Annotated in this window: 22 protein-coding genes and 1 pseudogene; 18 read left to right on the forward strand and 5 right to left on the reverse strand. The window is 47.0% G+C overall.

The features are described from left to right. Positions 1-116, forward strand: a pseudogene (locus H6F66_RS02400) (IS1 family transposase); the annotation flags it as partial. Between the two features lie 177 nt (positions 117-293). Here the strand turns inward: H6F66_RS02400 and glp are convergent. Then, positions 294-1,535, reverse strand: coding sequence for a gephyrin-like molybdotransferase Glp (gene glp / locus H6F66_RS02405; RefSeq protein ID WP_190417929.1), 1,242 nt, complete (start codon positions 1,533-1,535; stop codon positions 294-296). Positions 1,536-1,646: 111 nt separating this feature from the next. On the opposite strand from glp, the gene H6F66_RS02410 reads away from it, so the two are divergent. The 5 genes from H6F66_RS02410 (at position 1,647) to H6F66_RS02430 (ending at position 5,847) form a co-directional block, all read left to right on the forward strand. Continuing rightward, positions 1,647-2,192 (forward strand): RDD family protein, encoded by a 546-nt coding sequence (locus H6F66_RS02410; RefSeq protein ID WP_190417860.1) that lies wholly within the window; start codon positions 1,647-1,649, stop codon positions 2,190-2,192. Positions 2,193-2,245: 53 nt separating this feature from the next. Continuing rightward, positions 2,246-2,440 (forward strand): 50S ribosomal protein L33, encoded by a 195-nt coding sequence (gene rpmG, locus H6F66_RS02415; protein ID WP_190417862.1) that lies wholly within the window; start codon positions 2,246-2,248, stop codon positions 2,438-2,440. A 68-nt stretch (positions 2,441-2,508) separates the two neighbouring features. Then, positions 2,509-2,724, forward strand: a complete 216-nt coding sequence (gene rpsR / locus H6F66_RS02420) for a 30S ribosomal protein S18 (protein ID WP_190417864.1) — start codon at positions 2,509-2,511, stop codon at positions 2,722-2,724. Between the two features lie 159 nt (positions 2,725-2,883). Next, entirely contained in the window at positions 2,884-4,944 is a 2,061-nt protein-coding gene (locus H6F66_RS02425) for an RNB domain-containing ribonuclease (RefSeq protein ID WP_190417866.1), read from the forward strand. 102 nt (positions 4,945-5,046) lie between these two features. After that, on the forward strand, positions 5,047-5,847 hold the full coding sequence (locus H6F66_RS02430; protein ID WP_190417868.1) for a tetratricopeptide repeat protein: 801 nt from the start codon (positions 5,047-5,049) through the stop codon (positions 5,845-5,847). Positions 5,848-5,961: 114 nt separating this feature from the next. On the opposite strand, the gene H6F66_RS02435 is transcribed toward H6F66_RS02430, so the two are convergent. Then, entirely contained in the window at positions 5,962-6,141 is a 180-nt protein-coding gene (locus tag H6F66_RS02435) for a ssl1498 family light-harvesting-like protein (RefSeq protein ID WP_190417870.1), read from the reverse strand. Positions 6,142-6,395: 254 nt separating this feature from the next. Next, entirely contained in the window at positions 6,396-8,423 is a 2,028-nt protein-coding gene (thiO, locus tag H6F66_RS29170; RefSeq protein WP_190417872.1) for a glycine oxidase ThiO, read from the reverse strand. A 698-nt stretch (positions 8,424-9,121) separates the two neighbouring features. Between thiO and bchL the strand changes: the two genes are divergently transcribed. The 6 genes from bchL to H6F66_RS02470 all read left to right on the forward strand — a co-directional run bounded on the left by bchL (position 9,122) and on the right by H6F66_RS02470 (position 13,940). After that, positions 9,122-9,988 carry a ferredoxin:protochlorophyllide reductase (ATP-dependent) iron-sulfur ATP-binding protein gene (bchL, locus tag H6F66_RS02445; protein ID WP_190417874.1) on the forward strand — a complete coding sequence of 289 codons (867 nt, stop codon included), beginning with the start codon at positions 9,122-9,124 and terminating at the stop codon, positions 9,986-9,988. A gap of 14 nt (positions 9,989-10,002) precedes the next feature. After that, entirely contained in the window at positions 10,003-10,593 is a 591-nt protein-coding gene (locus H6F66_RS02450; RefSeq protein ID WP_242018987.1) for a DUF5331 domain-containing protein, read from the forward strand. A 50-nt stretch (positions 10,594-10,643) separates the two neighbouring features. Then, positions 10,644-12,050 carry a ferredoxin:protochlorophyllide reductase (ATP-dependent) subunit N gene (locus H6F66_RS02455; RefSeq protein ID WP_190417876.1) on the forward strand — a complete coding sequence of 469 codons (1,407 nt, stop codon included), beginning with the start codon at positions 10,644-10,646 and terminating at the stop codon, positions 12,048-12,050. Between the two features lie 210 nt (positions 12,051-12,260). Then, positions 12,261-12,497, forward strand: a complete 237-nt coding sequence (locus H6F66_RS02460) for a hypothetical protein (RefSeq protein WP_199294813.1) — start codon at positions 12,261-12,263, stop codon at positions 12,495-12,497. Positions 12,498-12,658: 161 nt separating this feature from the next. Further along, entirely contained in the window at positions 12,659-13,216 is a 558-nt protein-coding gene (locus H6F66_RS02465; protein WP_190417933.1) for a hypothetical protein, read from the forward strand. A gap of 79 nt (positions 13,217-13,295) precedes the next feature. Next, the gene (locus tag H6F66_RS02470; protein ID WP_190417880.1) at positions 13,296-13,940 is read left to right on the forward strand and encodes a DUF3318 domain-containing protein; all 645 of its coding nucleotides are present in this window, start codon (positions 13,296-13,298) and stop codon (positions 13,938-13,940) included. 75 nt (positions 13,941-14,015) lie between these two features. Here the strand turns inward: H6F66_RS02470 and H6F66_RS02475 are convergent, their stop codons facing one another. Together H6F66_RS02475 and H6F66_RS02480 are read right to left on the reverse strand one after the other, a co-directional pair. Beyond that, complete coding sequence (locus H6F66_RS02475) at positions 14,016-15,491, reverse strand: esterase-like activity of phytase family protein (RefSeq protein ID WP_190417882.1); 1,476 nt, start codon at positions 15,489-15,491, stop codon at positions 14,016-14,018. A gap of 225 nt (positions 15,492-15,716) precedes the next feature. Next, positions 15,717-16,505 carry a 7-carboxy-7-deazaguanine synthase QueE gene (locus H6F66_RS02480; RefSeq protein ID WP_190417884.1) on the reverse strand — a complete coding sequence of 263 codons (789 nt, stop codon included), beginning with the start codon at positions 16,503-16,505 and terminating at the stop codon, positions 15,717-15,719. Between the two features lie 299 nt (positions 16,506-16,804). Here H6F66_RS02480 and H6F66_RS02485 point away from each other — a divergent pair, with 299 nt between their 5' ends. The 6 genes from H6F66_RS02485 to H6F66_RS02510 all read left to right on the forward strand — a co-directional run bounded on the left by H6F66_RS02485 (position 16,805) and on the right by H6F66_RS02510 (position 21,715). After that, positions 16,805-17,803, forward strand: a complete 999-nt coding sequence (locus H6F66_RS02485) for an anti-sigma factor antagonist (RefSeq protein WP_190417886.1) — start codon at positions 16,805-16,807, stop codon at positions 17,801-17,803. 22 nt (positions 17,804-17,825) lie between these two features. Beyond that, positions 17,826-18,278, forward strand: coding sequence for an ATP-binding protein (locus tag H6F66_RS02490; RefSeq protein ID WP_190417888.1), 453 nt, complete (start codon positions 17,826-17,828; stop codon positions 18,276-18,278). Positions 18,279-18,565: 287 nt separating this feature from the next. After that, positions 18,566-19,795, forward strand: coding sequence for a glycosyltransferase family 4 protein (locus tag H6F66_RS02495; RefSeq protein ID WP_190417890.1), 1,230 nt, complete (start codon positions 18,566-18,568; stop codon positions 19,793-19,795). 161 nt (positions 19,796-19,956) lie between these two features. Beyond that, on the forward strand, positions 19,957-20,592 hold the full coding sequence (gene yqeK, locus H6F66_RS02500; protein ID WP_190417891.1) for a bis(5'-nucleosyl)-tetraphosphatase (symmetrical) YqeK: 636 nt from the start codon (positions 19,957-19,959) through the stop codon (positions 20,590-20,592). 138 nt (positions 20,593-20,730) lie between these two features. Further along, positions 20,731-21,210, forward strand: a complete 480-nt coding sequence (rsfS, locus tag H6F66_RS02505) for a ribosome silencing factor (protein ID WP_190417893.1) — start codon at positions 20,731-20,733, stop codon at positions 21,208-21,210. Between the two features lie 4 nt (positions 21,211-21,214). Next, complete coding sequence (locus tag H6F66_RS02510) at positions 21,215-21,715, forward strand: CGLD27 family protein (RefSeq protein ID WP_190417895.1); 501 nt, start codon at positions 21,215-21,217, stop codon at positions 21,713-21,715. The last annotated feature ends 17 nt before the right edge of the window (positions 21,716-21,732 follow it).

The raw sequence follows: 21,732 nt of genomic DNA on the forward strand, positions 1-21,732 counted from the left end.
GTCAAAGAATTTCTCGATTGGTTAGGAAAACTTTATCTTTTTCTAAAAAGTTAGAAAATCACATTGGGGCTATATGGTATTTTATCCATCATTATAATGCGTCGCTATCTATGTAGTAATTTCTTCACTACATATTTACCACCACCCGCCTCTTGAACAAAACCATTGCTGGCTTTTGTGTTCACATTGCCGCTAAATTGGCAAGTCATACCTTACGATTGTTACTCAAACGGCGCTTTGCTATTGATGTGTTAACTTTTCCTCAAGCTGGTGCTTGTTCCTCATAATTCACATTAAGCGTTAATTTGTAATACTTGTACTGGTTCTCCAGCTTTTATGGAAGCTTCACCTACTTTTAGAACTGCAAGACCGTTGGTTTGAGCTAGGTTAATTAAATTACCGGAACTGTGGCTACCGCCTGCTTTCTGGAATTCGTAGACACCGTTTACTAAATGTAGTTTGCCCCAAAGGTAGGTTTCTCGCTTGCCGTCTGAATGCAAGTCGTGACGCGATCGCGCTTCCATAAATACAGGTTCCCATCCTGCGGCTAAACCTGCAAGTTTCTTGATGGCAGGTTGTACAAACCGCCAAAAACTCACCAAAGATGACACGGGATTTCCCGGTAAACCAAAGTACAAAATCGGATGTTGGTTATTAGAAAACGTCGCGACAGTTAGCGGTTTACCAGGTTTAACTGCAACTGCACGAAGATGAATCTCTGCACCCAGTTGAGCGAGAATTTCATCCACATAATCATAATCGCCCACCGATACACCGCCGGAAGATAGTACCATGTCAGCACTAGAGACAGCTTGCGCGATCGCATCCTTAAGAACTTCTGGCTCATCCGGTACAATTCCCAGCATCACCGCTTCTCCGCCACTCTGTGCTACCAAAGCAGCCAAGGCATACTGATTTGAGTCTACAATTTGACCGGGTTTGAGGGGTTGGTCGGGTGTCACCAACTCGTCACCAGTGGACAAAATTGCCACGCGGGGGCGGCGGTAAACTGGCAACCTAGAACATTGAGCAGCTGCTAAAATGGCGATTTCGGGAGCGTTGAGAATTATTCCCGCTGTTAGAAGGGGCGTTCCCGCCTGGTAAAAAGATGCGCGGTGACGAACAAAAGCTTGCGGTTCTGGGGAAGCTAAAATAAAGACTCGGTTTTCCTCTCGCCGTGTCACTTCCTGCATTACCACTGTATCAGCACCGTCAGGCATGACCGCCCCGGTCAAAATTCGGGAAGCTTGTCCGGGTTCGAGCGATCGCTGTGGTTGATATCCAGCCGGAATTTCCTCTACAATTTCCAGTAACGCTGGTTGTTCGGCGCTACAACCAGCGACATCAATATATCGCACCGCATACCCATCCATCGCCGAATTGTCCCAGTGGGGAAAATCCAACTCGCTCGTTACCGCCGCCGCTAAAATTCGACCATTAGCAGCTAATAAATCTACAACCTCAGTATCCATATCTCTAGCCAGAGGTTGCACTAAATCGAAAATTATTGTCTCTGCTTGTTTAACCGACAGCATTGCCATAATGGATTAGTTGTCTAGGAAGCACAACGGACAAAAGCTTAATATAGAAATAGCCAGCATGAACTGCTTGCTTTGTCCCCTTCTCAGCAGTCAGCACTTTTTTTCATGCCAAACGAACTAGCCACCAGCCGATTACCCAAAGTTCCGATTGAGCGACGGTGTGCTGCCTACGCGATTGATTTTGTGGCTGTTTGGCTGATTAGTTTGCCCTTTAGCGGAAACACTCCCGGACTAGTCCCGATCGCACAGATAGTAGTTTTTATTGTGGCATGGTTGGGTCTGCGGGTGCTTCTGCCAGCCAAAAATAAAGGGCAGAGTTTGGGACGTTGGGCAATGGATATGAAAGTTCTCGACCCCAAATTCCGCAAAACCCCCGGACTTTTTGAGCTAACCAAGCGGGAAGGCATTCTGGGGCTTGCTAGTCTTTTGGCTATGATTGGACTGAGCATTGGCGTAACTAACGGATTATCTTTGCTGCTCTTGGTTACTCCCCTAGCAGTCGATTTTGGGGTGGCTGTTGCTGATGCCGAGTGGCAACAAGCATTCCATGACCGGGTAGCGCGAACCTGCATAGTGCAGACACGTCGAGGTTTCTCACTAGATATCCGACTAAAAAAAATATTTGCTAAAGTGACGAATCGTATGAAATAATAGTAATTTGTGGTTAAATTTGTTCAAACTCTGGATCTTGTAGAAATAGCATTATGGCAAGTAAGAAGGGGGTTCGACTGATTGTGACGTTGGAATGCACCGAGTGTCGCACAAACCAAGCGAAGCGATCGCCAGGTGTTTCTCGCTACACAACCACGAAGAACCGCCGTAACACCACGGCAAGACTGGAACTGAAGAAGTTCTGCACCCACTGCAACACACACACGGTTCACAAGGAAATCAAGTAATCCTTGGCTAATCGGAAGAAAACAATCCTTGAATCTTTCAACTGACCACTAACAAATAAAAATTACCGATGACTTACTTCCGTCGCCGCCTTTCCCCCATTAAACCTGACGATCCAATTGACTACAAAGATGTCGAACTGTTGCGGAAATTTATCACCGAACGGGGTAAAATTCTGCCGCGTCGCATTACAGGTCTAACGTCAAAGCAACAAAGAGACCTGACTGTGGCTATCAAACGCGCTCGCATTCTAGCTTTGTTACCTTTTATCAACGCCGAAGGGTAAATAAATTTAGGATGCAAGGATTTTGGATTTTGGATTGAATGAATCTAAAATCATCGGAGGCGGAGAAACTGCTTCGCCCCCACAAAATCTAAAATCGCTACGCCGCTAAAATCGAAGATAGGCTGTCCGATGAACGTTACAGGGTAAGCCAAAAAACTTGTGGAGAAGGGAACGTTAATAGAGTTTAGGCTGCATGGAGAGCGGCGTCTTGCTGTCACAGAACGTCCAGAGGGGAAAACGCACTGGATTGTGGTAGACGACAAAAATCAATCCCACACCATCCATCCCCGACAAATTACCTATGAGGTGGCAGGTCAAAGCTATAAGCCTGCACAGATTTCCAGTTTCCTGCAAGAGGTGCAGCGCTATCTAGACCCAACAAGTATAGAAGTAGCGTGGGAACTGTTGGTAGAGGATGGGACGACCGTTACTCCAATGGAAATGGCATCAGTGCTGTTTTCCGATCAAAGTCCGCCACTGGTGTACGCGGCTCATTGTTTGCTGTCTGAAGATAAACTGTATTTCAAGCAAAAAGGCGATCGCTATGAGCCTCGGAGCGCAACTCAAGTAGCCGACCTAAAGCATCAAATAGAAGTCGAGCAAGAGCGGCGCACCTCCCGGCAAGAATTTATGGCACGCTTAACGAAAGCGATCGCAGGCGAGCAGGTGGAGTGGGATCGCCGCGATCGCCAACGCCTAGAAGCAATAGAAAAGTATGCCGCAGTGCTAGCAGATGTGATTCGTGCTGGCTTAAATCAAGAATCTCTGAACCGCGCCTATCCCCCGCCAGCCTCCGTCCTAGAAACCATGAACGATCTAGGACGACCCGGAACTCCCCAAGCTGCTTTTCAACTGCTGGTAGATTTGGGATTGTGGAGTCCGCACGAAAACCTGTATGTGCGGCGCAGTCAGATACCAGTTCACTTTTCCGATAAGGTGTTAGACGTGGCGAAGCAATATGCTAAAGAAACGCCGAGCGATCTGGAAGACAACCGACTGGATCTGACTCATTTGAAGGTTTACACGATTGATGATGAAAGTACCAAAGAAATAGACGACGGTTTGAGTGTTGAATACCTCGAAGATGGTCGTCAAAAGCTTTGGATACACATCGCAGACCCCTCGCGTTTGGTTTCTCCAGGCGACGAATTAGATTTGGAAGCCAGACGGCGCACTACTACGGTGTATTTACCGACGGGGATGATTCCGATGTTCCCGCCGGAACTGGCAACTGGGCCAATGAGTTTGGTTCAGGGAAAAATTTGTAGTGCGCTCTCGTTTGGGGTGATTTTGGATGAAGTCGGTGCAGTACAAGAGTATGGCATCCAGGCTAGTATAATTAAGCCGACTTATCGCCTGACTTATGAAGATGTGGATGAGATGCTGCAACTGGGTATCCAGGGAGAACCGGAGATAGCAGCGATCGCTAAGTGGGCTAAACTGCGCCAGTTATGGCGACAGTCTCAAGGGGCGATTAACATCCATATGCCAGAGGCGATGATTAAAGTAAATGGTGACGAAATCACCATTGACATTCTGGAAGACTCCCCAGCACGGCAACTGGTGGCAGAGATGATGATTCTCACCGGGGAAGTTGCGGCTAAGTATGCCAAGGCTCACGATATTCCCCTGCCTTTCCGGAGTCAACCCCGACCGGAACTTCCCTCAGAAGAGGAATTGTTGCAACTGCCAGCAGGCCCAGTCCGGTATTGTGCCATGCGCGGGTGTATGCCTCGCAGTGAAATGAGTACCACGCCAGGACGACACGCAGGTTTGGGATTGGAAACCTACACTCAGGTGACATCGCCAATTCGTCGCTACAGCGATTTGCTGGCTCACTTCCAGCTTAAGGCACACCTGCGCGGCGAACCAACGCCATTTTCAGCCCAAGAGTTGCAAGAAGTCATGCTGGGTATCGGCACTGCTGCCCAAGAAGCAAGATTAGTGGAACGCCAGACAAATCGTTATTGGGGTCTGGAGTATCTGCGCCGTCACGCCGATCAGGTTTGGCAGGCGTTGATGTTGCGCTGGCTGCGAGAAGACGACAGGTTGGGATTAATTTTGTTAGAGGATTTGGGCTTAGAGTTGGCAATGCGTTTCACCAAGTCGGTGAAATTGGGCGATCGCTTGTCCGTTAGTGTCAGCCACTCCGATCCCCGGCAAGATGTGATCCAGTTTCGGCAGTTGGTAGATCAAGAAGTTCAGCCAGCTGCAACTTAAAATAGTTCTGAATGTTGATTCAGGAGTAACGAGGAACTAATTAATAACTCAAAACTTCTATTCAACACTCAGTTCTTTTTAGTTGGGCGAGAAAATCAAGCTATGAAATCCATTTGCAGAAATATCGCCATTCTCTTAATCTCAACAGTAATCGGTGGGCTTCCCTCTGCTGTCCGTGCCAATCCCTCTAGTCAGTTACTGAATGTCAATGAGATTGCCCAGACTCAAATGAGTGCTGTCGATTTTTATAATCGGGGCGTTGACAAACTAGATGCAGGTGACTTCAAAGGCGCGATCGCAGATTTTGACGAATCTATCCGTCTTGCTCCCAACGATGTTGAGTCATACTACAACCGGGGTTATGCTCGTCATATCCTGGGAGCTTACCAGGATGCAATAAAAGATTACACTGAAGCCTTGCGAATAAATCCGGATTATGCTAATGCTTACGGCAACCGGGCTTATTCCCATTACCTTCTAAAAAATTATCAAGAAGCGATCGCAGATTCTACAGAAGCGATTCGGCTCAATCCCAAAGATGCAAATGTTTATATTAACCGGGGCAATGCCCGCGACGACCAAGGCGATACTAAAGCGGCAATTGAGGATTATAACGAAGCCTTACGCATCGACCCAAAGAGTGCTAGAGCTTACTACAACAGAGGGTTAGCTTATAACCGTCTCTCTGAAAATCAGAAAGCACTTGAAGATTACACTCAAACTCTTGCTTTAGATGGGAGATTTGCTGAGGCTTACTATAACCGGGCAATTACCCACACACGCTTAGGAAACGGCAAAGCAGCAGTTGCAGATTTTCAGAAAGCCGCAGATATGTTCCGCGCCCAAGGAAGGACAGAGAATTACCAGAATGCACTAGACGCTATGAAGAATATTCAGCTTTAAATACGCGCCCAATCTAAGGTAAAAGGCAAAACCAAGAAACTCATTTTCTCTGTTTGGAGCTACTTTCTACTTTTGCCTTTCCTGCCCGTTCCTTGAAAGTGTCTGGGCGTGGGATTAGCCTAAGTTAGATGCTGAAACAGCAACGAACATTAAGCCGCCAAGCAGAGCGATCGCGCCAATGCTTAGGAATAGGTAGTTGCGCTTTTGGGCTTCTGTCGGTGGTTCTGCTTTGTAAACCTTTGGCTCAACTGCAAAATTGTTCAAACGTCCGCCATCTTCGGTTGTGTATTTCATAGATGATATCCTTGGCTTTTTAAGTTTTAACAATTGTAACAATAAAAGCTGGATAAACTTTCTAACTTTTGTAATATTTTTTAACAAAGTCAGATTTGAGAGGTTAGGGGTAGAGCAGAAGAGGATAATTCTCACTCCCCAGCCCCCAATCCCCAATCCCCAATCCCTAGTTAGATTTGAGAGGCTAGGGGCAGAGCAGAAGAGGATAATTCTCACTCCCCAGCCCCCAATCCCCAATCCCCAATTCCCAATCCCTAATCACTAATCGTGCCACTTAGGGGAGAACTGGCACTGGCGTAGACTTTCACAGGTATACGTCCAGCAAGGTTAGCCAGACGACCTGCTTGGACACCTAAACTCATAGCGCGAGCCATTGCCGCCGGATTTTTAGCCCCCGCGATCGCACTATTGATCAAAACCGCATCCGCCCCCATTTCCATAGCCTGAGAAGCCTCGCTGGGCGTTGCCAGCCCCGCATCCACCACCACCGGAATTCCGGCATTCTCAATGATAATTTGAATATTCGCCTCATTCTTAATCCCTTGTCCGGAACCAATCGGCGAACCCAAAGGCATTACTGTTGCACAGCCAACCTCTTCCAAACGCTTTGCCAGCAACGGATCAGCATTAATGTAAGGCAGCACAGCAAAGCCTTCCTTAACCAGTTGTTCCGCTGCTTCCAAAGTGCCAATCGGGTCAGGTAGCAGATACTTCAAGTCAGGAATCACCTCTAACTTGACAAAATTATTGTCTTCCTGTCCCAACAACTTTGCCATCTCCCGTCCTAGACGCGCCACCCGAATCGCCTCTTCAGCAGTTTTACAGCCAGCAGTATTAGGTAGCATCCAGATTTTCGTCCAATCCAGCGCCTCCGCCAGCCCTTCGTGTCCCGGTGCCTTTGTTTGCACCCGACGCACCGCCACAGTCACAATCTCGCAGCCGCTAGCAATAACACTTTGCTGCATTTCTTCTATGCTGCGATACTTGCCCGTTCCCGTCATCAGGCGAGATTTGAACGTGCGACCAGCGATGATTAAGGGGTCGGCTGGGAGATCCGAGGACTGAGCCAGCTCAGAAGAAGTAGGACGGCTTAATTGAAGCATTTTTGGAGTTGCATTAACAAGTCTAGATCCAGCGTAGAACCTGGAGTAGTGAAAATGCTCTAGCAAGGGGTCAGACTTTTGCTGCCAAATTAGGTCTGCTAAAACGGAAGCAGTCACGGGAGCCAGCAAAATACCATTGCGGTAGTGACCAGCCGCGAGGGTTAAATTCTCGCAAGAGCTAGCGCCGAGAATTGGTAATTCATCGGGTGTCGCTGGCCGAAAACCCCACCAAAATTCTTGAATAGGAAAGTCTTTTAAGGCTGGATAAAGCCGAATAGCCCTTTCCAGCAAAGTTTTTATACCTGTCGGGGTGTTGTGGGGTGTGAATCCTACATCCTCGCTGGTGGCTCCAATTACAATTCTGCCATCCCGACGCGGCACGATGTAGATTTCCTCACCATACAGTACCCGACGTAATTCCCCAGCAACCAGAGGGGATGAAACGGATAGCATTTGCCCTTTTTTCGGATGTACTGGTAGGGGTAACAATTCGTTAGACCACGCGCCAGTAGCTAAAACATAGTGTTGGGCGCGAAAATCACCCGCAGATGTTCTGACACCAGTTACTCGCCGATTTTGTTGCTGTATCGCCTCAGCTGCAACGCCTTCTTTGAGGGTTACGCCCAATTCCTGTGCGGCTATCCACAATGCTTGAGCTAATGCGCGATTGTCTACTTGACCATCTTCGGGATACCACCACCCACCAACAACTTCGGCACCTAATCCCGGTTGAATTTGATGAATTGCTTCTTTGTCTAGCCAAGTGCTGACGACTGACGACTGTGTGGACGGGTGAAGCGTTGTGGCGGATTCATCGCTTTTAGCAACGGATTCTAGCGGCAATGCTTTGCTGACCACCGCATCGCTTACGTTCCTACTAACATAAACTGGTGCCAAGATGCCGTTGGGCCAGTAGCCGATGGATCTGCCTGAGAGTTGTTCTAGTTTGCTGGCCCAGTCTGGATACATAGAGCGCGATCGCATACACAAATCTAGCATCGCACCAGGGGCGATACCTTCTGCCTGTGGTGCCAGCATCCCAGCAGCAGCATGAGCAGCTGCTGATTTAAAGTCGCGACTCAGCACGGTGACGGTTGCACCCCGCAAGCGAAGTTCAACGGCGATGCTCAAAGCGATCGCGCCGCCGCCGATGATGAGAATGTCACTTTCTGTGTTCATTTTTAGTCGATTTACCTAGAATGCGATCGCAGGGCTACTAAATATAAATGCGTCTCCCGCATCCAAGAGTCCTATATATATAAGGCTAGTTTCTTCTAGTTAGGTTAAGCCTCTCCCTGACGATGAACCCAAACCCGATCTATTTAAAACTACTGCTAAAAACTTAACAAGTATTCACGCTTATTCCGAATCCACTTACATCGGACTCTCAGCTCCTCTTAAAAAGCCATATTCTTCAGCCAGTTTAGCCGATTAGTCGAAGTCTATCCGACTTAGCACCGCTATTTAAGACTTTATCGCCCCTGCTGTTTACCCACCGACTCCTCAATTGCCTGGTTTCTTTAGTTTCCGCCTTTTGTGTAAACCTTTTGGATCGTCTATTTTTTTTGTTTATTGTACCGATTTACAAATACAAAATACATAAAATAGTTAAAAAGCTCTAATATAAGTCTCAGGAGCCTTTGTGAATCTAATAAAGCTTCATAAACTGCTATGCGTTTGAATAATCCTTATATTTATGTAAAGTATTCCAAGTAGCCCTTTCTTTTATTGGGCAATTGAACAATAATTCACTTCATAACCTTCAAACAAAAGTAATCTACAGTTGACTTTCAAGAGGGCAGCCCCAAGATTCATGTACTGCCTTTCAGGGAAGACAACCATCCTGGTTTGAAATGAAACTATAGGAGACTAAGCGCGTGAAACTGTCAGTATACGGAAAAGGCGGAATCGGCAAATCCACAACCAGCTGTAATATTTCCGTGGCTCTAGCCAAGCGCGGCAAGAAAGTCCTGCAAATTGGCTGCGATCCAAAGCACGACAGCACCTTTACCCTCACAGGCTTCCTGATTCCCACAATTATCGACACGCTTCAGGAAAAGGACTACCACTATGAAGACGTGTGGGCGGAAGATGTCATCTACAAGGGCTATGGCGGCGTAGACTGCGTTGAAGCTGGTGGCCCCCCAGCTGGTGCAGGTTGCGGCGGTTACGTTGTCGGCGAGACAGTAAAGCTACTCAAGGAATTGAATGCCTTTGATGAGTACGATGTGATTTTGTTTGACGTGTTGGGTGACGTTGTGTGTGGCGGCTTTGCGGCTCCCCTAAACTATTCCGACTACTGCATGATTGTCACCGACAACGGTTTTGATGCTTTATTTGCCGCCAATCGTATCGCCGCCTCAGTACGGGAAAAAGCTCGGACGCACCCCCTGCGTCTGGCCGGGTTGATTGGCAACCGCACATCCAAGCGCGACTTGATCGACAAATACATTTCAGCAGTTCCGATGCCAGTGCTAGAAGTATTGCCCCTAATTGAAGACATCCGGGTTTCCCGCGTCAAGGGCAAAACTCTGTTTGAAATGGCAGAGACTGACCCCTCGCTTAACTACGTCTGCGAATATTACCTAAATATTGCTGACCAAATTCTGGCGCTTCCAGAGGGCGTTGTACCTAATGATGCTCCAGATCGGGAGTTGTTCTCCTTGCTGTCTGACTTCTACCTCAATCCCACAAAACCAAATGTGAAGACTGAGGACGAAGAACTTGATCTAATGATGGTTTGAAGGTTGTAGGTTAAATGTTGCAGGTTTGTTGTCATTGGTTATCAAACATTGGTCAAAAACTCTCCAATTTAGTTATTGGCAAAGGACAATTGACGAATGAGGAAGAAATAAAGACTAACGAGCAAGCTTGCAACTTGTCAACCTTCCAACTGTCCAATTATTCAATGAATATCGAGCTGCTGCGTAAATCTATAAAAGTCAAGTGGCTGGACTATTACCAAGAAAATCGACCGTGGCTGGTGCAACTGGGAGTTTGGGTTAACAGTGAAGGGCAACGTCGTCCTTCTTCCAGTTTCATCTTGGCAACGCTGTCAATTTTGGAGCCGCGACTGACCGAGATGCTGCCCCTAATTGTCGATCTGAACAACGATCCGAATCGGATTGTGGAAGCTTTAGGGCTTAACTTCAATCCTGATGTTGAGCTAAATAATACCCTTGTGCAAAGCGAAGAAGCGATCGCCCCGCAGGATGGCAATAACGAGGAAGCTGTCAAAATGCTTCCCAGCGGTATGCAGGAAGCGAAATTAGAGCCACAGAGCCACGCTAGTAACCTTCCATCATTAATCGATGAGTCTTGCCGAGGGGTAAAACGCGATCGCGACTAACACCTAATATTGCCAATTTAAGAAATACCAGTTGGAGAGGAAAATAATCTATGACCCTTGCTAATACCGAACCGCAAGCGTTGACTTATGAGTGTGAAACCGGAAATTATCACACATTTTGCCCGATCAGCTGCGTGGCGTGGCTGTACCAAAAGATAGAAGATAGTTTTTTCCTGGTTATTGGTACGAAAACCTGCGGCTATTTCCTGCAAAATGCGATGGGGGTAATGATTTTTGCAGAACCCCGCTATGCGATGGCTGAGTTAGAAGAAGGGGATATCTCGGCTCAGCTGAATGACTATGAAGAACTCAAGCGGCTGTGCTTGCAAATTAAGCGCGATCGCAACCCCAGTGTTATCGTCTGGATTGGCACCTGCACCACAGAAATCATCAAGATGGATTTGGAAGGCTTGGCACCCAAGCTGGAAGCAGAAATCGGTATCCCCATTGTGACAGCTCGTGCCAACGGTTTAGATTACGCCTTCACCCAAGGGGAAGACACCGTGCTGGCGGCGATGGCGGCGCGTTGTCCCGATCAAGCGCCCGTAGTGGAAACTGAGAAGAAAGAAAGGAATGCGATCGCTTCCTTACTCAACTTTGGCAAAAAGAAAGAAGACGTAACGGCAGACGAAGCCGAATATGTCAAGCATCCACCGCTAGTTCTCTTCGGTTCTCTCCCCGATCCAGTTGTTACCAATCTGACACTGGAACTCAAAAAGCAAGGCATTAAAGTCTCCGGCTGGCTACCCTCCAAGCGTTACACCGAACTACCAGTTCTGGAAGAAGGGTATTATGTTTCTGGTGTCAATCCCTTCCTCAGCCGCACCGCTACCACCCTGATGCGTCGTCGCAAGTGCAAACTCATCGGCGCACCCTTCCCAATTGGCCCCGATGGCACCCGCGCCTGGATTGAGAAAATCTGCTCGGTGTTTGGAATAGAACCCCAAGGGTTAGATGAGCGAGAAGCGCAAATTTGGGCAAATTTGGAAGACTATCTCCAACTGATTCGCGGCAAATCTGTCTTCTTTATGGGTGACAACTTGCTGGAAATCTCTTTGGCGCGGTTTCTAATTCGCTGCGGCATGACTTGCCCGGAAATCGGCATCCCCTACATGGATAAGCGCTATCAAGCTGCTGAATTGGCGTTGTTAGAGAAGACTTGCCACGAAATGGGAGTACCTACACCCAAAATTATCGAGAAGCCAGATAATTACAATCAAATTCAGCGGATAAAACAGCAGAATATCGATCTTGTAATTACTGGTATGGCTCACGCTAACCCATTAGAAGCACGCGGTATCAATACAAAGTGGTCTGTTGAGTTCACTTTTGCTCAGATTCACGGCTTTACTAATGCTCGCGACATTCTAGAATTAGTAACTCGTCCGCTGCGTCGGAATAACAATCTCAAGGATTTGGGTTGGGACAAGTTGGTAAGGGAAGAAGCGAAGATTTAAGAACTTCACCCCCTACCCTCTTTGCTTTTCGGAGAGGCGTGTAAGAGATATAGTAGGAGCGATCTAAATGCGATCGCTCTTTTTTTTATAAACTCAGATTAGCTGGATTTAGGAGTGTTCGAGGGTGGGGGTATTTGCGTGATCGCACCCCACTTCAGTCACAGCCAGTTACAATAAATGGAAATTGTGCGAAGCCGGAGAAATCTTCTCATGAAAGTAAAATCCTCAGTCGCTGCGATCGCATCCACCGCCCTTGTCGCAAGTGGCATTTTGTTCGCTTCAGCAAGTGAAGCTCAACCTTGTGGATTAAAATCTGCTTATTATCGGCAGGAATATCAGCAACCCGGTTGGTTAAACACTCCTATGGCAGCAGCTATCACATTGCCAGGGATAGCCTTAGCAGCAGCCTTATACTTGGGTGGTCGTTCTTACCAAAGCAGGACTTAAACCGCCTCCGCCACCAAGGACAATTACAAGACAAAAGCACCGTGAGGAGCGATCGCTCTTCCAAGGCCAGTAGTCGCTATGCAACTCTATGCCATTTTCAGGTAGCGGGTTATATTATACTGGTGCAGATTACTCCTGCTCACCCTGAGTCGCGAACTTTCATGGGTACCACCCTACAACAGATTGCCAACTATCTAGACACCCAAGGTTGGAAATACCATATCGACGAAGAAGCTTACCGCATTCTGACGGGTGTGCAAGCGGAAAACGTAGAAGAATTCTTAATTGTTGTTCAGCTAGATGAAGAGGGAGAGTTTTTCAAGCTATTTGCTCCCCAAGTTATAGCTGGAGTTAAAGACCATCCTTACAAAGAAGCTATCCTCCAGACAATGCTTTGCATTTCCTGGGAAACCAAAATGCTGCAATGGGAGTATGACCCGACCGATGGCGAAATTCGTGCCATCATTGAGTTTCCCCTAGAAGATTCGATTCTCACAGAAAGACAATTTCACCGCTGTCTGGCAGGTTTAGTTCAAATTGTGGATAATGTAGCGGTGCCTCGCCTCAAAGAGGTGATGGAAACAGGCGTCGATCCAGGCGATCAAGAAATGGGAGAGAGATTATTACTCACCCTTCAAGAAGAAGCCCCAGGATTACTACAAATGTTAGAGAAGGCTATGGAAGCTCGCAAGAAGCGGGGAAGATTCCCCTCTGAGTAAATCTGTTTCTAGCCAGAAGATCGCTATACTGCAAAATGATACCCTTACTGTAGAGAAGCGAACTTCCTGGGGCTGGAATATGACATCCTATGTAACCTCTTCTGCCAGAGCCGAGATGAGTGAACTCCGGCGTTTAAAAACTTTACTGCCGCCAGAATTGCAAAGCTGGGTAACAGTCGAGGGAACGACTGAGGTAAATCCTCCCCTGCTCCGCTGTGAAGAAATTGGCAAGGATCAAATCGAGATTCAAATTGACCTGGTGAAATGGGATCAATTGGCACTCGATCAACGCAACTTGCTATTTTGGCACGAAGTCGCTCGGATTCAAAATGACACCATTCCCAGAGATGGTTGGGAAATGGCGGCGCTAGCCATTGGTTTAGGTGGCGCAGTGGGCGAACTCTGGGTACAAGATGGGTTGCTGCTGTTGTTAGCTTTGGCGTTGTGTGGCGTATCAGGCTACCGACTTTATCAGAAAAATAATGGGGACAAGCAAGTAAAAGAAATGATTGAAGCGGATGAGAAAGCGATCGCGCTAGCCACCCGCTTCGGCTATTCTCTCCCCAACGCCTATAAAAGTCTCGGTAGCGCCTTGAAAGCTCTGCTTGAGCAAACCCCTAGTAAGCGTCAACGCAGCAAATATGAAATGCGACTCACTGCTCTCAAACGCAGTGCATCCAAAGCAAAAGCCAAAGTAAAAGGTTCACGCGAGGCGACACCTTAAACGGGAAGCCGGAGTTATTCTCGTTACCAGGCTGAGCCTGGTAACGAGATGGAATAATTCTTCTTGTTTGCCTTTTTATTGCCGCCGGAGCAACAAACCACCAAAATTCAGTAGCATTAACCCAACAGTTGCAGCTGGTTCTGGCACTTTTTCTGGCGGCACAAACCCCTCTAACTCTGTACCACTAGCTTTAAACGAGTAGAGGTAGGCAGGAAGCAATTTTTGTCCAGAGGGACAGCCGCTATCAATAGATACGAGAGTAAAGGCTGTACCATCAGTGCAAACATCCAGCTGACCAGCATCTCCCTGAGTAACGCTAAAGTCGTTATCAGTGCCTAGTATAATTGCGTAGGAACCATCCTTGAGCTGAGGCCCAATTGCTAAACCTTCCAACTTCTCAGGGATTACCTGCCCAGCTGCTTTCAGCTGTTCGGCAATGTCAAGAAACAGAGACTTGCTAACAGGTGTTACGCCAGCTGGTAGAGTGTTTGTACCTGCCAAGCTGATGTTGCTGACATCTGTGGCACCTGTGAGATCAATTTTGTAAATGCGCTTACTGGCGACTGGGGCTTCACCTAGAGGATCAGCTTCGCCCACGCCGCGATTATCCCGTTCCAGCACCAAGAACTCATTGTTATTGAGGGCGGAAATAGCGCTTATGCCAATATTGCGACCTTGAGAATTTTGCCCAAAATCGTCATCAGTTCCCGGAATGCGATCATTAATAGCGGCAAGACTTTCTAGCTGGTAAATATATTGAGCGACGGGCGATCGCGTTGCCGTATCAAATTCCACAATTCTCAAATTCTGGCTGCGCCGTCCATCGGGACTTCCCTCGTTTACTAAAGGGTCTTGCAGCATCGCAAACAGTTTACTACCGTCAGGACTGAGAGTCACCCCCTCAAATCCTCGGTTATCCTGGCGACCACTGGTCAGGGTTGGGCGACCATCAACATAGTTGGGGATGCTTCCCACTTTGGGAACTATATTTTCTGGAGTCGTAAATGCTTTGAGGAACGAACCCGTCGAGCTGAACTCATAAACAGAGGGGCCATACTCATCTGAAACGTAGAAATTCCCATTAGGAGCAACTGCAAAGCCCTCCGGGTCAAAGCTAAGACCGAGATTTCCAGCATCGCCGTTGAGTAGGGTGGGGTTCAACCCATTGAAGTTCTCACCGTCCTTAGTAAACAGAATTGTCTTCAGCACATTGAAATTGCTAATAGCCCCCGTGTTTGGGTCAACATCCAAAGAAAATTTCTGAACCCGCGTTTGATAGGAAAGGACGCCGCCTCCTGCGCCGCGATCGCCCAAACCGTAGTAAACATTCTCGTAGCGATCGTAATAAATATCCGAGAAAAAACCTAAGCGATTGATGTTGGCACCACCACTACTACCATTGAGTGGGAATAAATCTGTACTTTCACCCGGAATCGCCAGAGTGTTTTCTAGGGAAACTGCGTAAGCTGAGGTAGTATTTGCCGCGATAGAGAGCGCAGATACCACCAAGGAACAACTAAACGCCCGAAGCCAATGCCTTGCTTGCATCATGTCTAAAACGAGGAAATTTTACTTTCTCAGCATCAGGCGTTTCTTTTAAGAAGAGATTTAGAACAGTTTAAGTGATACTTCAAGACGATTTTCTACACCGTAATTTCACATAAATTTCTGGGTTCTTTATCAATTCTTTATACAAACACCGTATTTTTAGCACTCTGATTTAGTAATCAGGACTATTCATGGTTCATTGGAAATTTCCAATAAACCATGAACAATTTAAAGTTGCCCCAGCATTTTATGAGTCTGTGGCACAACTCGCACCTGCTTAAGGTTTCGTTTCATCAACACCTGCCACTCCAGAACCTGCTGGGGCGTTGGCGGAAGCACTGCCATACTATGAGGCATCTCCAGGGGTGTCACTGGCTGTAGAAACGCCGGGATGCCAGGGCTAACAGATGCTACCAACTCAGATGCCTGTTCCAACTCATCTGGCTCAGTTTTACTGGAAATAATTAGCTTGACAAAAACCTCAGCTTGTGAGTCCCAACAAAGCTGGAGAAATTCCGCGTGAGTTTGCCAGTAGCTTTCCCCGCTCACACTAGGCAGCTTAATATCCATGCCCACAGAATCGAGATAGGGCAAAATTGTTGCAAGCTGTTCCGGGCGATGACCGCCAGTTTCTAGATAAATTGGCAATTTAGTTAAGTCGCGCAACTGGGGCAAAAATTCTACCAAAAAGGGTGCATGAAGCAGGGGTTCGCCACCAGTGAGGCTGATGCTATCGTGCAGACCTGGTTGATTTTGCCGATTTATCCAATCCAGTAACATTGGGATAGTTACTGGATTGGAGTGGGTTTCAAAATCGCGCTCTCCGGGTGTCTGCTCGATGCTACAGGTGGCTGGTGTGTGCCAGGTATGGGCGCTATCGCAAAAGTAACAGCGGAGGTCACAGAGGGCAAAGCGGATGAATATCTGGCGGGTGCCGACGTTGAGTCCTTCGCCTTGAATAGCGGAAAAGACTTCAATCAGCCGCGCCTTCGAGGATTCGGAGGTTTTAGGGGTCATGTTGCAAAAAGCGTGAGGGCAAGCAACTCGCTCACGCTGTACTCATTGAGTGTGTCTCTCTACCAATCTATTGTCTGCCTGGAGTGCCTCAATTAACCACTCTGTCTTTGGCTCGGCTGTTGCTGTGAAGGTGTCAGCTAGTACAAGCTTGGTTATTGTATTTTTGTAAAGAGAAAAATATACTTTTATTATTATTTCTTAAGCATTAAAAAAAATTAACAAAAACTTTTGATGAAGTTGAATTGACTAAGGCAAAATATTGCTCAGAATATTAAGTGGCAACTTAGTACCAGGTTTTCATGGTAGGCCCCAACCCAGAGGCAGAATTTCAGATTACGTTCTACAACGAAACTCCTGTAGTGCAACTGCCCCCTCGCCTCACAGTGCTGGAGGCAGTGGCTTTTAAAACAAGCTGTCAGCAGTTTTTGCAAGGGAGTTCCGTCACCGACCAATTAGTTCTGGATTTGAGCCAGACGACATTTATAGATAGCAGTGGTGTCGGCGCACTGGTTAGTAATGTAAAAGTAGCGCGGGACAAAGGAGTAAAATTGGTACTCCGGAGCGTCCATCCTCAAGTGATGGCGGTTTTGGCGATGACGGGACTGGATCAGGTTTTGACAATTGAGCAGTCGAAAGACGCCACCACACCTAAACCTGGACAAAAGTCAGACAAACAGCTACCAGAAACTCATCCTTCGGTGCGTTCCTGGGTGAAGCGTTGTATTGACGTGGTGGGGGCGCTGATAGGTTTGGTAATTTCAGCAATTTTGTTTATCCCCATTGTTATTGCCATAAAAGTAGACGATCCTGGGCCAATCTTCTTTAGTCAGGTTCGCTGTGGTTGGATGGGTAGGCGGTTTCGGGTTTGGAAATTTCGCTCGATGTGCGTAAATGCGGAAGCACTGAAAGACAAAATCGAAAACCAAGCTACGGGTGCATTTTTCAAGAATGAAAACGATCCGCGAGTGACGCGGGTGGGTCGCTTTTTACGTAAGAGTAGTTTGGATGAACTGCCTCAGTTTTGGAATGTACTCAAAGGGGAGATGAGTTTGGTAGGCACTAGACCACCTACGCCGGATGAAGTTGAGCGCTATGAAGTGCCAGAATGGCAGCGTTTAGATGTGAAACCCGGTATGACAGGGGAGTGGCAGGTAAATGGGCGAAGCCAAGTACGCAATTTTGAAGACGTAATCCGCTTAGATTTACGTTATCAGCAAAACTGGAGCTTGATTTACGATATCCAGCTAATTGTTAAAACTGTCCTGATCTTATTTCGCAAAAACAGTGGTGCTTATTAGGAAACCCCAATTACTTCTGTTAATGCAAAAGGAACAACCCCTGGTACAGTCCCGTCTTCAGGTTGAGACGGATTTGAATGCTTTAACAGAAGTTTTGCAATGGTTTGAGCAACTTACTCTACCGTTGCTGCCCTATGAATTATGGTGGCAATGTCAGGTTGCCTTGACAGAAGGCTTCACCAATGCGGTTCGCCATGCTCACAAAGACTTACCGCAGAATACTCCAATTGAAATCCAGGTGAAAGTTTTTGCTAGCTACCTGGAAATGCGGATTTGGGACTACGGAGAGCGATTTGATTTAGAAGCAAAGCTGCAATCAAAGCTTTCATTATTAAACCAAAAGGATTTTGACCCCTTGGAAAATGAAGGGGGGAGGGGATTGATATTTATGCAACAGTTTACGGATGAACTTTGTTACATCCGGATGAGTGACCGGCGAAATTGCTTGTTGATGCGAAGAAAAATCCTTCGCTGAGTGGCTTACTACTGCGATCGCAGTAGTAAGCTAGCCAAAGTAGGGCATTTACAAGCCAAGAAGGAAAAATCCAGTCTTAGCTAGGCTCTTAGCTGCTTTTGGTAGGCAAATTAAATATGGAACAATTTACAGTTAAGAGTGTGTCTGTAGTAACTACACACTTCACTTAGCTACGGATTATGAGCGAAATCAACTACAAGCAGGATACGCGATCGCTGCCACATAGGACTAGCCGCGATTAAACTAGGTAGAAGCTTTCCGCTCAAAATTTGGTTGAACCTAGAAAAATGCGGATTTTGATTTATTCCTATAACTACCATCCCGAACCCATAGGCATTGCCCCTTTAATGACCGAACTAGCAGAAGGTTTAGTACAACAAGGTCATGAAGTGCGTGTTGTCACCGCCATGCCCAACTATCCACAACGGCGCATATACGATGAATATAAGGGCAAATTGTACATGACCGAAAAGAAAAAGGGTGTGGCAGTTCAGCGTAATTATGTCTGGATTCGTCCTAATCCGGGTTTGTTAGATCGAATTATGTTGGATGCCAGCTTTGTCCTCATCAGCTTAGTTCATGCTCTTAAAGGTCTACGCCCGGATGTGATTCTTTTAACTGTGCCGCCCCTGCCAGTTGCTGTTCCGGCGGCGATGCTGGGATGGTTGCACCGTTGTCCAGTGATATTAAATCTTCAGGATATTTTGCCGGAAGCAGCCGTCCATACAGGTCTGCTCACAAACAAACGCATGATTCGCATCTTTGAAGGGCTGGAAAAATTTGCCTATTGGAGTGCAACTAAAATTAGTGTCATTAGTGAAGGGTTTGTTGACAATTTGGTGGGTAAAGGTGTCCAAGAAAACAAAATTGTGCTGATTCCCAACTGGGTTGATGTTAACTTTATCCAACCCTTACCAAAAGAAGAAAGTCCCTTCCGTAAGGCTCATCAGCTTAACGGTAAATTTGTTGTTCTCTACTCCGGTAATATTGGTCGCACCCAACCTTTGACAGCCCTTATCGATGCAGCCGCTCGCCTCAAGCATATTCCAGAAATTGCTGTTGTAATTGTGGGAGAGGAAAAAGCGTTGCAAGATTTGGAGCTGTACCGTCAAAAAATAGATGCTACTAACGTTTTGCTACTACCATTTCAACCCCGCAAAGAACTACCGCAAATGCTGGCGGCGGCTGATATTGGAATGGTGATGCAAAAAGAAAACGTGATCTCCTTCAATATGCCTTCTAAAATCCAGGTGTTATTAGCCAGTGGTCGTCCGATAATAGCTTCTGTTCCCTCTACTGGTACGGCAGCTAAAGCAGTGCAGCAGAGCAAAGGTGGTATTGTCGTACCCCCGGAAGATAGCAACGCTCTAGTGGCAGCAATTTTAGATTTGTATAAAAATCCGGACAAAGCTGAAGCGCTGGGTAAGCAAGGCAGAGAGTACGCTATCGAAAATTATGCTTTCAATACAGCTCTGGACAGGTATGAGAAGCTGTTTGGCGAGGTTTCGTTGCATTGATCTAGAATGGGAGCAATGCGGCGGTTGCTTTTGGATTTATGTGCGATGCTCACAGCAAGCGAACTTCTAAGGCGTTGGTCACGCTCTACTAACTGCTGGGGAAAAAGCACCCGCTCTTGCTCTCGCCAGAGTAGTCGTTCAACGCATCTACCGTTTATTTTATGGAATTTGTGGCAATTAAGCGCGATCGCGTCTTAGCCTGGTTAGCAGATAATGTCCCTGCCCCTCGGATAAAACACATTCTGGGCGTTGAGCAGATGGCTGCATCTCTAGCACTGCATTATCACCTTGATGTCGAAAAAGCGGCAACCAGCGGCTTGATGCACGACCTGGCTAAATATTTTAAGCCTTCTGTACTGTTGCAAATGGCACAGGAAGAAGGACTGGACATAGACCCTGTGGACGAAGAGAATCCGCATTTGCTGCACGCAGATGTCAGTGCAATTGTAGCTAGAGACAAATTTGGAATATTTGATGAAGAAATTTTGCAGGCAATTCAGGATCACACCTTGGGCAGACCAGGCATGAGTAACTTGAGTTGTATCGTATTTTTAGCTGATAGCCTAGAACCAGGTAGAGGCGATACACGTGAGTTAGAAGCTTTGAGACAAGCTGCCTGGGAAAATCTCTACAAAGCTGTTTGGCTGGTTTGCGATTATTCTCTGAAATATCTACTCGATACCCGTTGCTTAATTCATCCGCGCACGATCCGTACCCGGAATTGGGCATTGCAAATGGCTAGCAAAAAGCAGCAATCAGCAGAAGAAATGATGAAAAGTAAAAAAGTTGGCAGCTAGAGAAACTTGAGGCGGGAAGCCCAAAAATCATAATTTGAAATTTAGAATTCATAATTGGGGATTTGGTCAGGGTCGCTGTAAGTTAAATCAATTGTTGACGAATTTATAGGTGTTTTTGAACAAGGAAATAAGGATTTAATGTCAGAACAGTTTAAGGTACATTCGACAACGCCCAGCACAGAGGAAACATTACTCTCTAGCCGAACAGGGACGAATGGTTTGCCCGTGCGTCCCGTAAATGCAGAAAAACAGAACGCTTCTCAAGAACTGGCAATGACAGTTGCCACAGCAGCGGATGACCGCAAAGCGTCTGATATTGTATTGCTAAATGTGGCAGAGGTATCCTATCTAGCAGATTACTTTGCGATCGCTACCGGATTCTCTAGGGTACAAGTAAGGGCGATCGCGCAGTCTATTGAAGAAAAGCTGGAAACACAGTGGCAACGGCTACCACTGCGTGTGGAAGGAAAAGCAGAGGGCAGCTGGATAGTCATGGACTACGGCGATGTAATTGTTCATATCTTGCTTCCTCAAGAGCGCGAGTTTTATAATCTGGAAGCATTTTGGGGACACGCTGAACGAATAGAGTTTACAGCATCCCAGCCAGTGGGAGAATAAGACCATGATGGAATCGACAGTTACTGTTTGCCCGGTTCCAACTGAACAGCAGCCTATTAATGAGTACCAGGAGTTGAAGGATTCCTGGTTATTTTGCTGGGTGACGCAAGATTTGGGAGATTATCTCAAAAAGCTGGCGGTGCTTTGGGGGATATCGTGGATGATAGCAGCACCGCTGTCGGCGGCTAGTTTTGCGCCGGGAAAGTATCTGGGCAAGTTTATCCTCTGTGGTGGGGCAATCGCTTCCGTGGGAGTGGTATTCGCACTGTTGCGACTATATTTAGGCTGGTCTTACGTGCGATCGCGCCTTTCGAGTTCTACAGTATTTTATGAGGAATCAGGCTGGTATGACGGTCAATGCTGGACGAAGCCCGAAGAGATTTTGGCACGCGATCGCTTCATTGTCACCTACCAAATCCAGCCGATTTTCCAGCGCTTGCAGCGAACATTTGGCATCCTCGCCTTATTTTTCGTTGCTGGTGGCATAATCTGGAACTTTTTGTAATTACTCATTGCTCAGGG

The sequence above is a fragment of the Trichocoleus sp. FACHB-6 genome, from assembly GCF_014695815.1.
Classification (GTDB): Bacteria; Cyanobacteriota; Cyanobacteriia; order Cyanobacteriales; family FACHB-T130; genus Funiculus; species Funiculus sociatus.

What these genes read in the sequence shown, in the direction of transcription:
- glp (WP_190417929.1), bottom strand. Translation starts at nt 1,535, where the DNA reads ATGCTGTCGGTTAAACAAGCAGAGACAATAATTTTCGATTTAGTGCAA.
- H6F66_RS02410 (WP_190417860.1), top strand. Translation starts at nt 1,647, where the DNA reads ATGCCAAACGAACTAGCCACCAGCCGATTACCCAAAGTTCCGATTGAG.
- rpmG (WP_190417862.1), top strand. Translation starts at nt 2,246, where the DNA reads ATGGCAAGTAAGAAGGGGGTTCGACTGATTGTGACGTTGGAATGCACC.
- rpsR (WP_190417864.1), top strand. Translation starts at nt 2,509, where the DNA reads ATGACTTACTTCCGTCGCCGCCTTTCCCCCATTAAACCTGACGATCCA.
- H6F66_RS02430 (WP_190417868.1), top strand. Translation starts at nt 5,047, where the DNA reads ATGAAATCCATTTGCAGAAATATCGCCATTCTCTTAATCTCAACAGTA.
- H6F66_RS02435 (WP_190417870.1), bottom strand. Translation starts at nt 6,141, where the DNA reads ATGAAATACACAACCGAAGATGGCGGACGTTTGAACAATTTTGCAGTT.
- thiO (WP_190417872.1), bottom strand. Translation starts at nt 8,423, where the DNA reads ATGAACACAGAAAGTGACATTCTCATCATCGGCGGCGGCGCGATCGCT.
- H6F66_RS02450 (WP_242018987.1), top strand. Translation starts at nt 10,003, where the DNA reads ATGTTGCAGGTTTGTTGTCATTGGTTATCAAACATTGGTCAAAAACTC.
- H6F66_RS02455 (WP_190417876.1), top strand. Translation starts at nt 10,644, where the DNA reads ATGACCCTTGCTAATACCGAACCGCAAGCGTTGACTTATGAGTGTGAA.
- H6F66_RS02460 (WP_199294813.1), top strand. Translation starts at nt 12,261, where the DNA reads ATGAAAGTAAAATCCTCAGTCGCTGCGATCGCATCCACCGCCCTTGTC.
- H6F66_RS02465 (WP_190417933.1), top strand. Translation starts at nt 12,659, where the DNA reads ATGGGTACCACCCTACAACAGATTGCCAACTATCTAGACACCCAAGGT.
- H6F66_RS02470 (WP_190417880.1), top strand. Translation starts at nt 13,296, where the DNA reads ATGACATCCTATGTAACCTCTTCTGCCAGAGCCGAGATGAGTGAACTC.
- H6F66_RS02475 (WP_190417882.1), bottom strand. Translation starts at nt 15,491, where the DNA reads ATGATGCAAGCAAGGCATTGGCTTCGGGCGTTTAGTTGTTCCTTGGTG.
- H6F66_RS02480 (WP_190417884.1), bottom strand. Translation starts at nt 16,505, where the DNA reads ATGACCCCTAAAACCTCCGAATCCTCGAAGGCGCGGCTGATTGAAGTC.
- H6F66_RS02485 (WP_190417886.1), top strand. Translation starts at nt 16,805, where the DNA reads ATGGTAGGCCCCAACCCAGAGGCAGAATTTCAGATTACGTTCTACAAC.
- H6F66_RS02490 (WP_190417888.1), top strand. Translation starts at nt 17,826, where the DNA reads ATGCAAAAGGAACAACCCCTGGTACAGTCCCGTCTTCAGGTTGAGACG.
- H6F66_RS02495 (WP_190417890.1), top strand. Translation starts at nt 18,566, where the DNA reads ATGCGGATTTTGATTTATTCCTATAACTACCATCCCGAACCCATAGGC.
- yqeK (WP_190417891.1), top strand. Translation starts at nt 19,957, where the DNA reads ATGGAATTTGTGGCAATTAAGCGCGATCGCGTCTTAGCCTGGTTAGCA.
- rsfS (WP_190417893.1), top strand. Translation starts at nt 20,731, where the DNA reads ATGTCAGAACAGTTTAAGGTACATTCGACAACGCCCAGCACAGAGGAA.
- H6F66_RS02510 (WP_190417895.1), top strand. Translation starts at nt 21,215, where the DNA reads ATGATGGAATCGACAGTTACTGTTTGCCCGGTTCCAACTGAACAGCAG.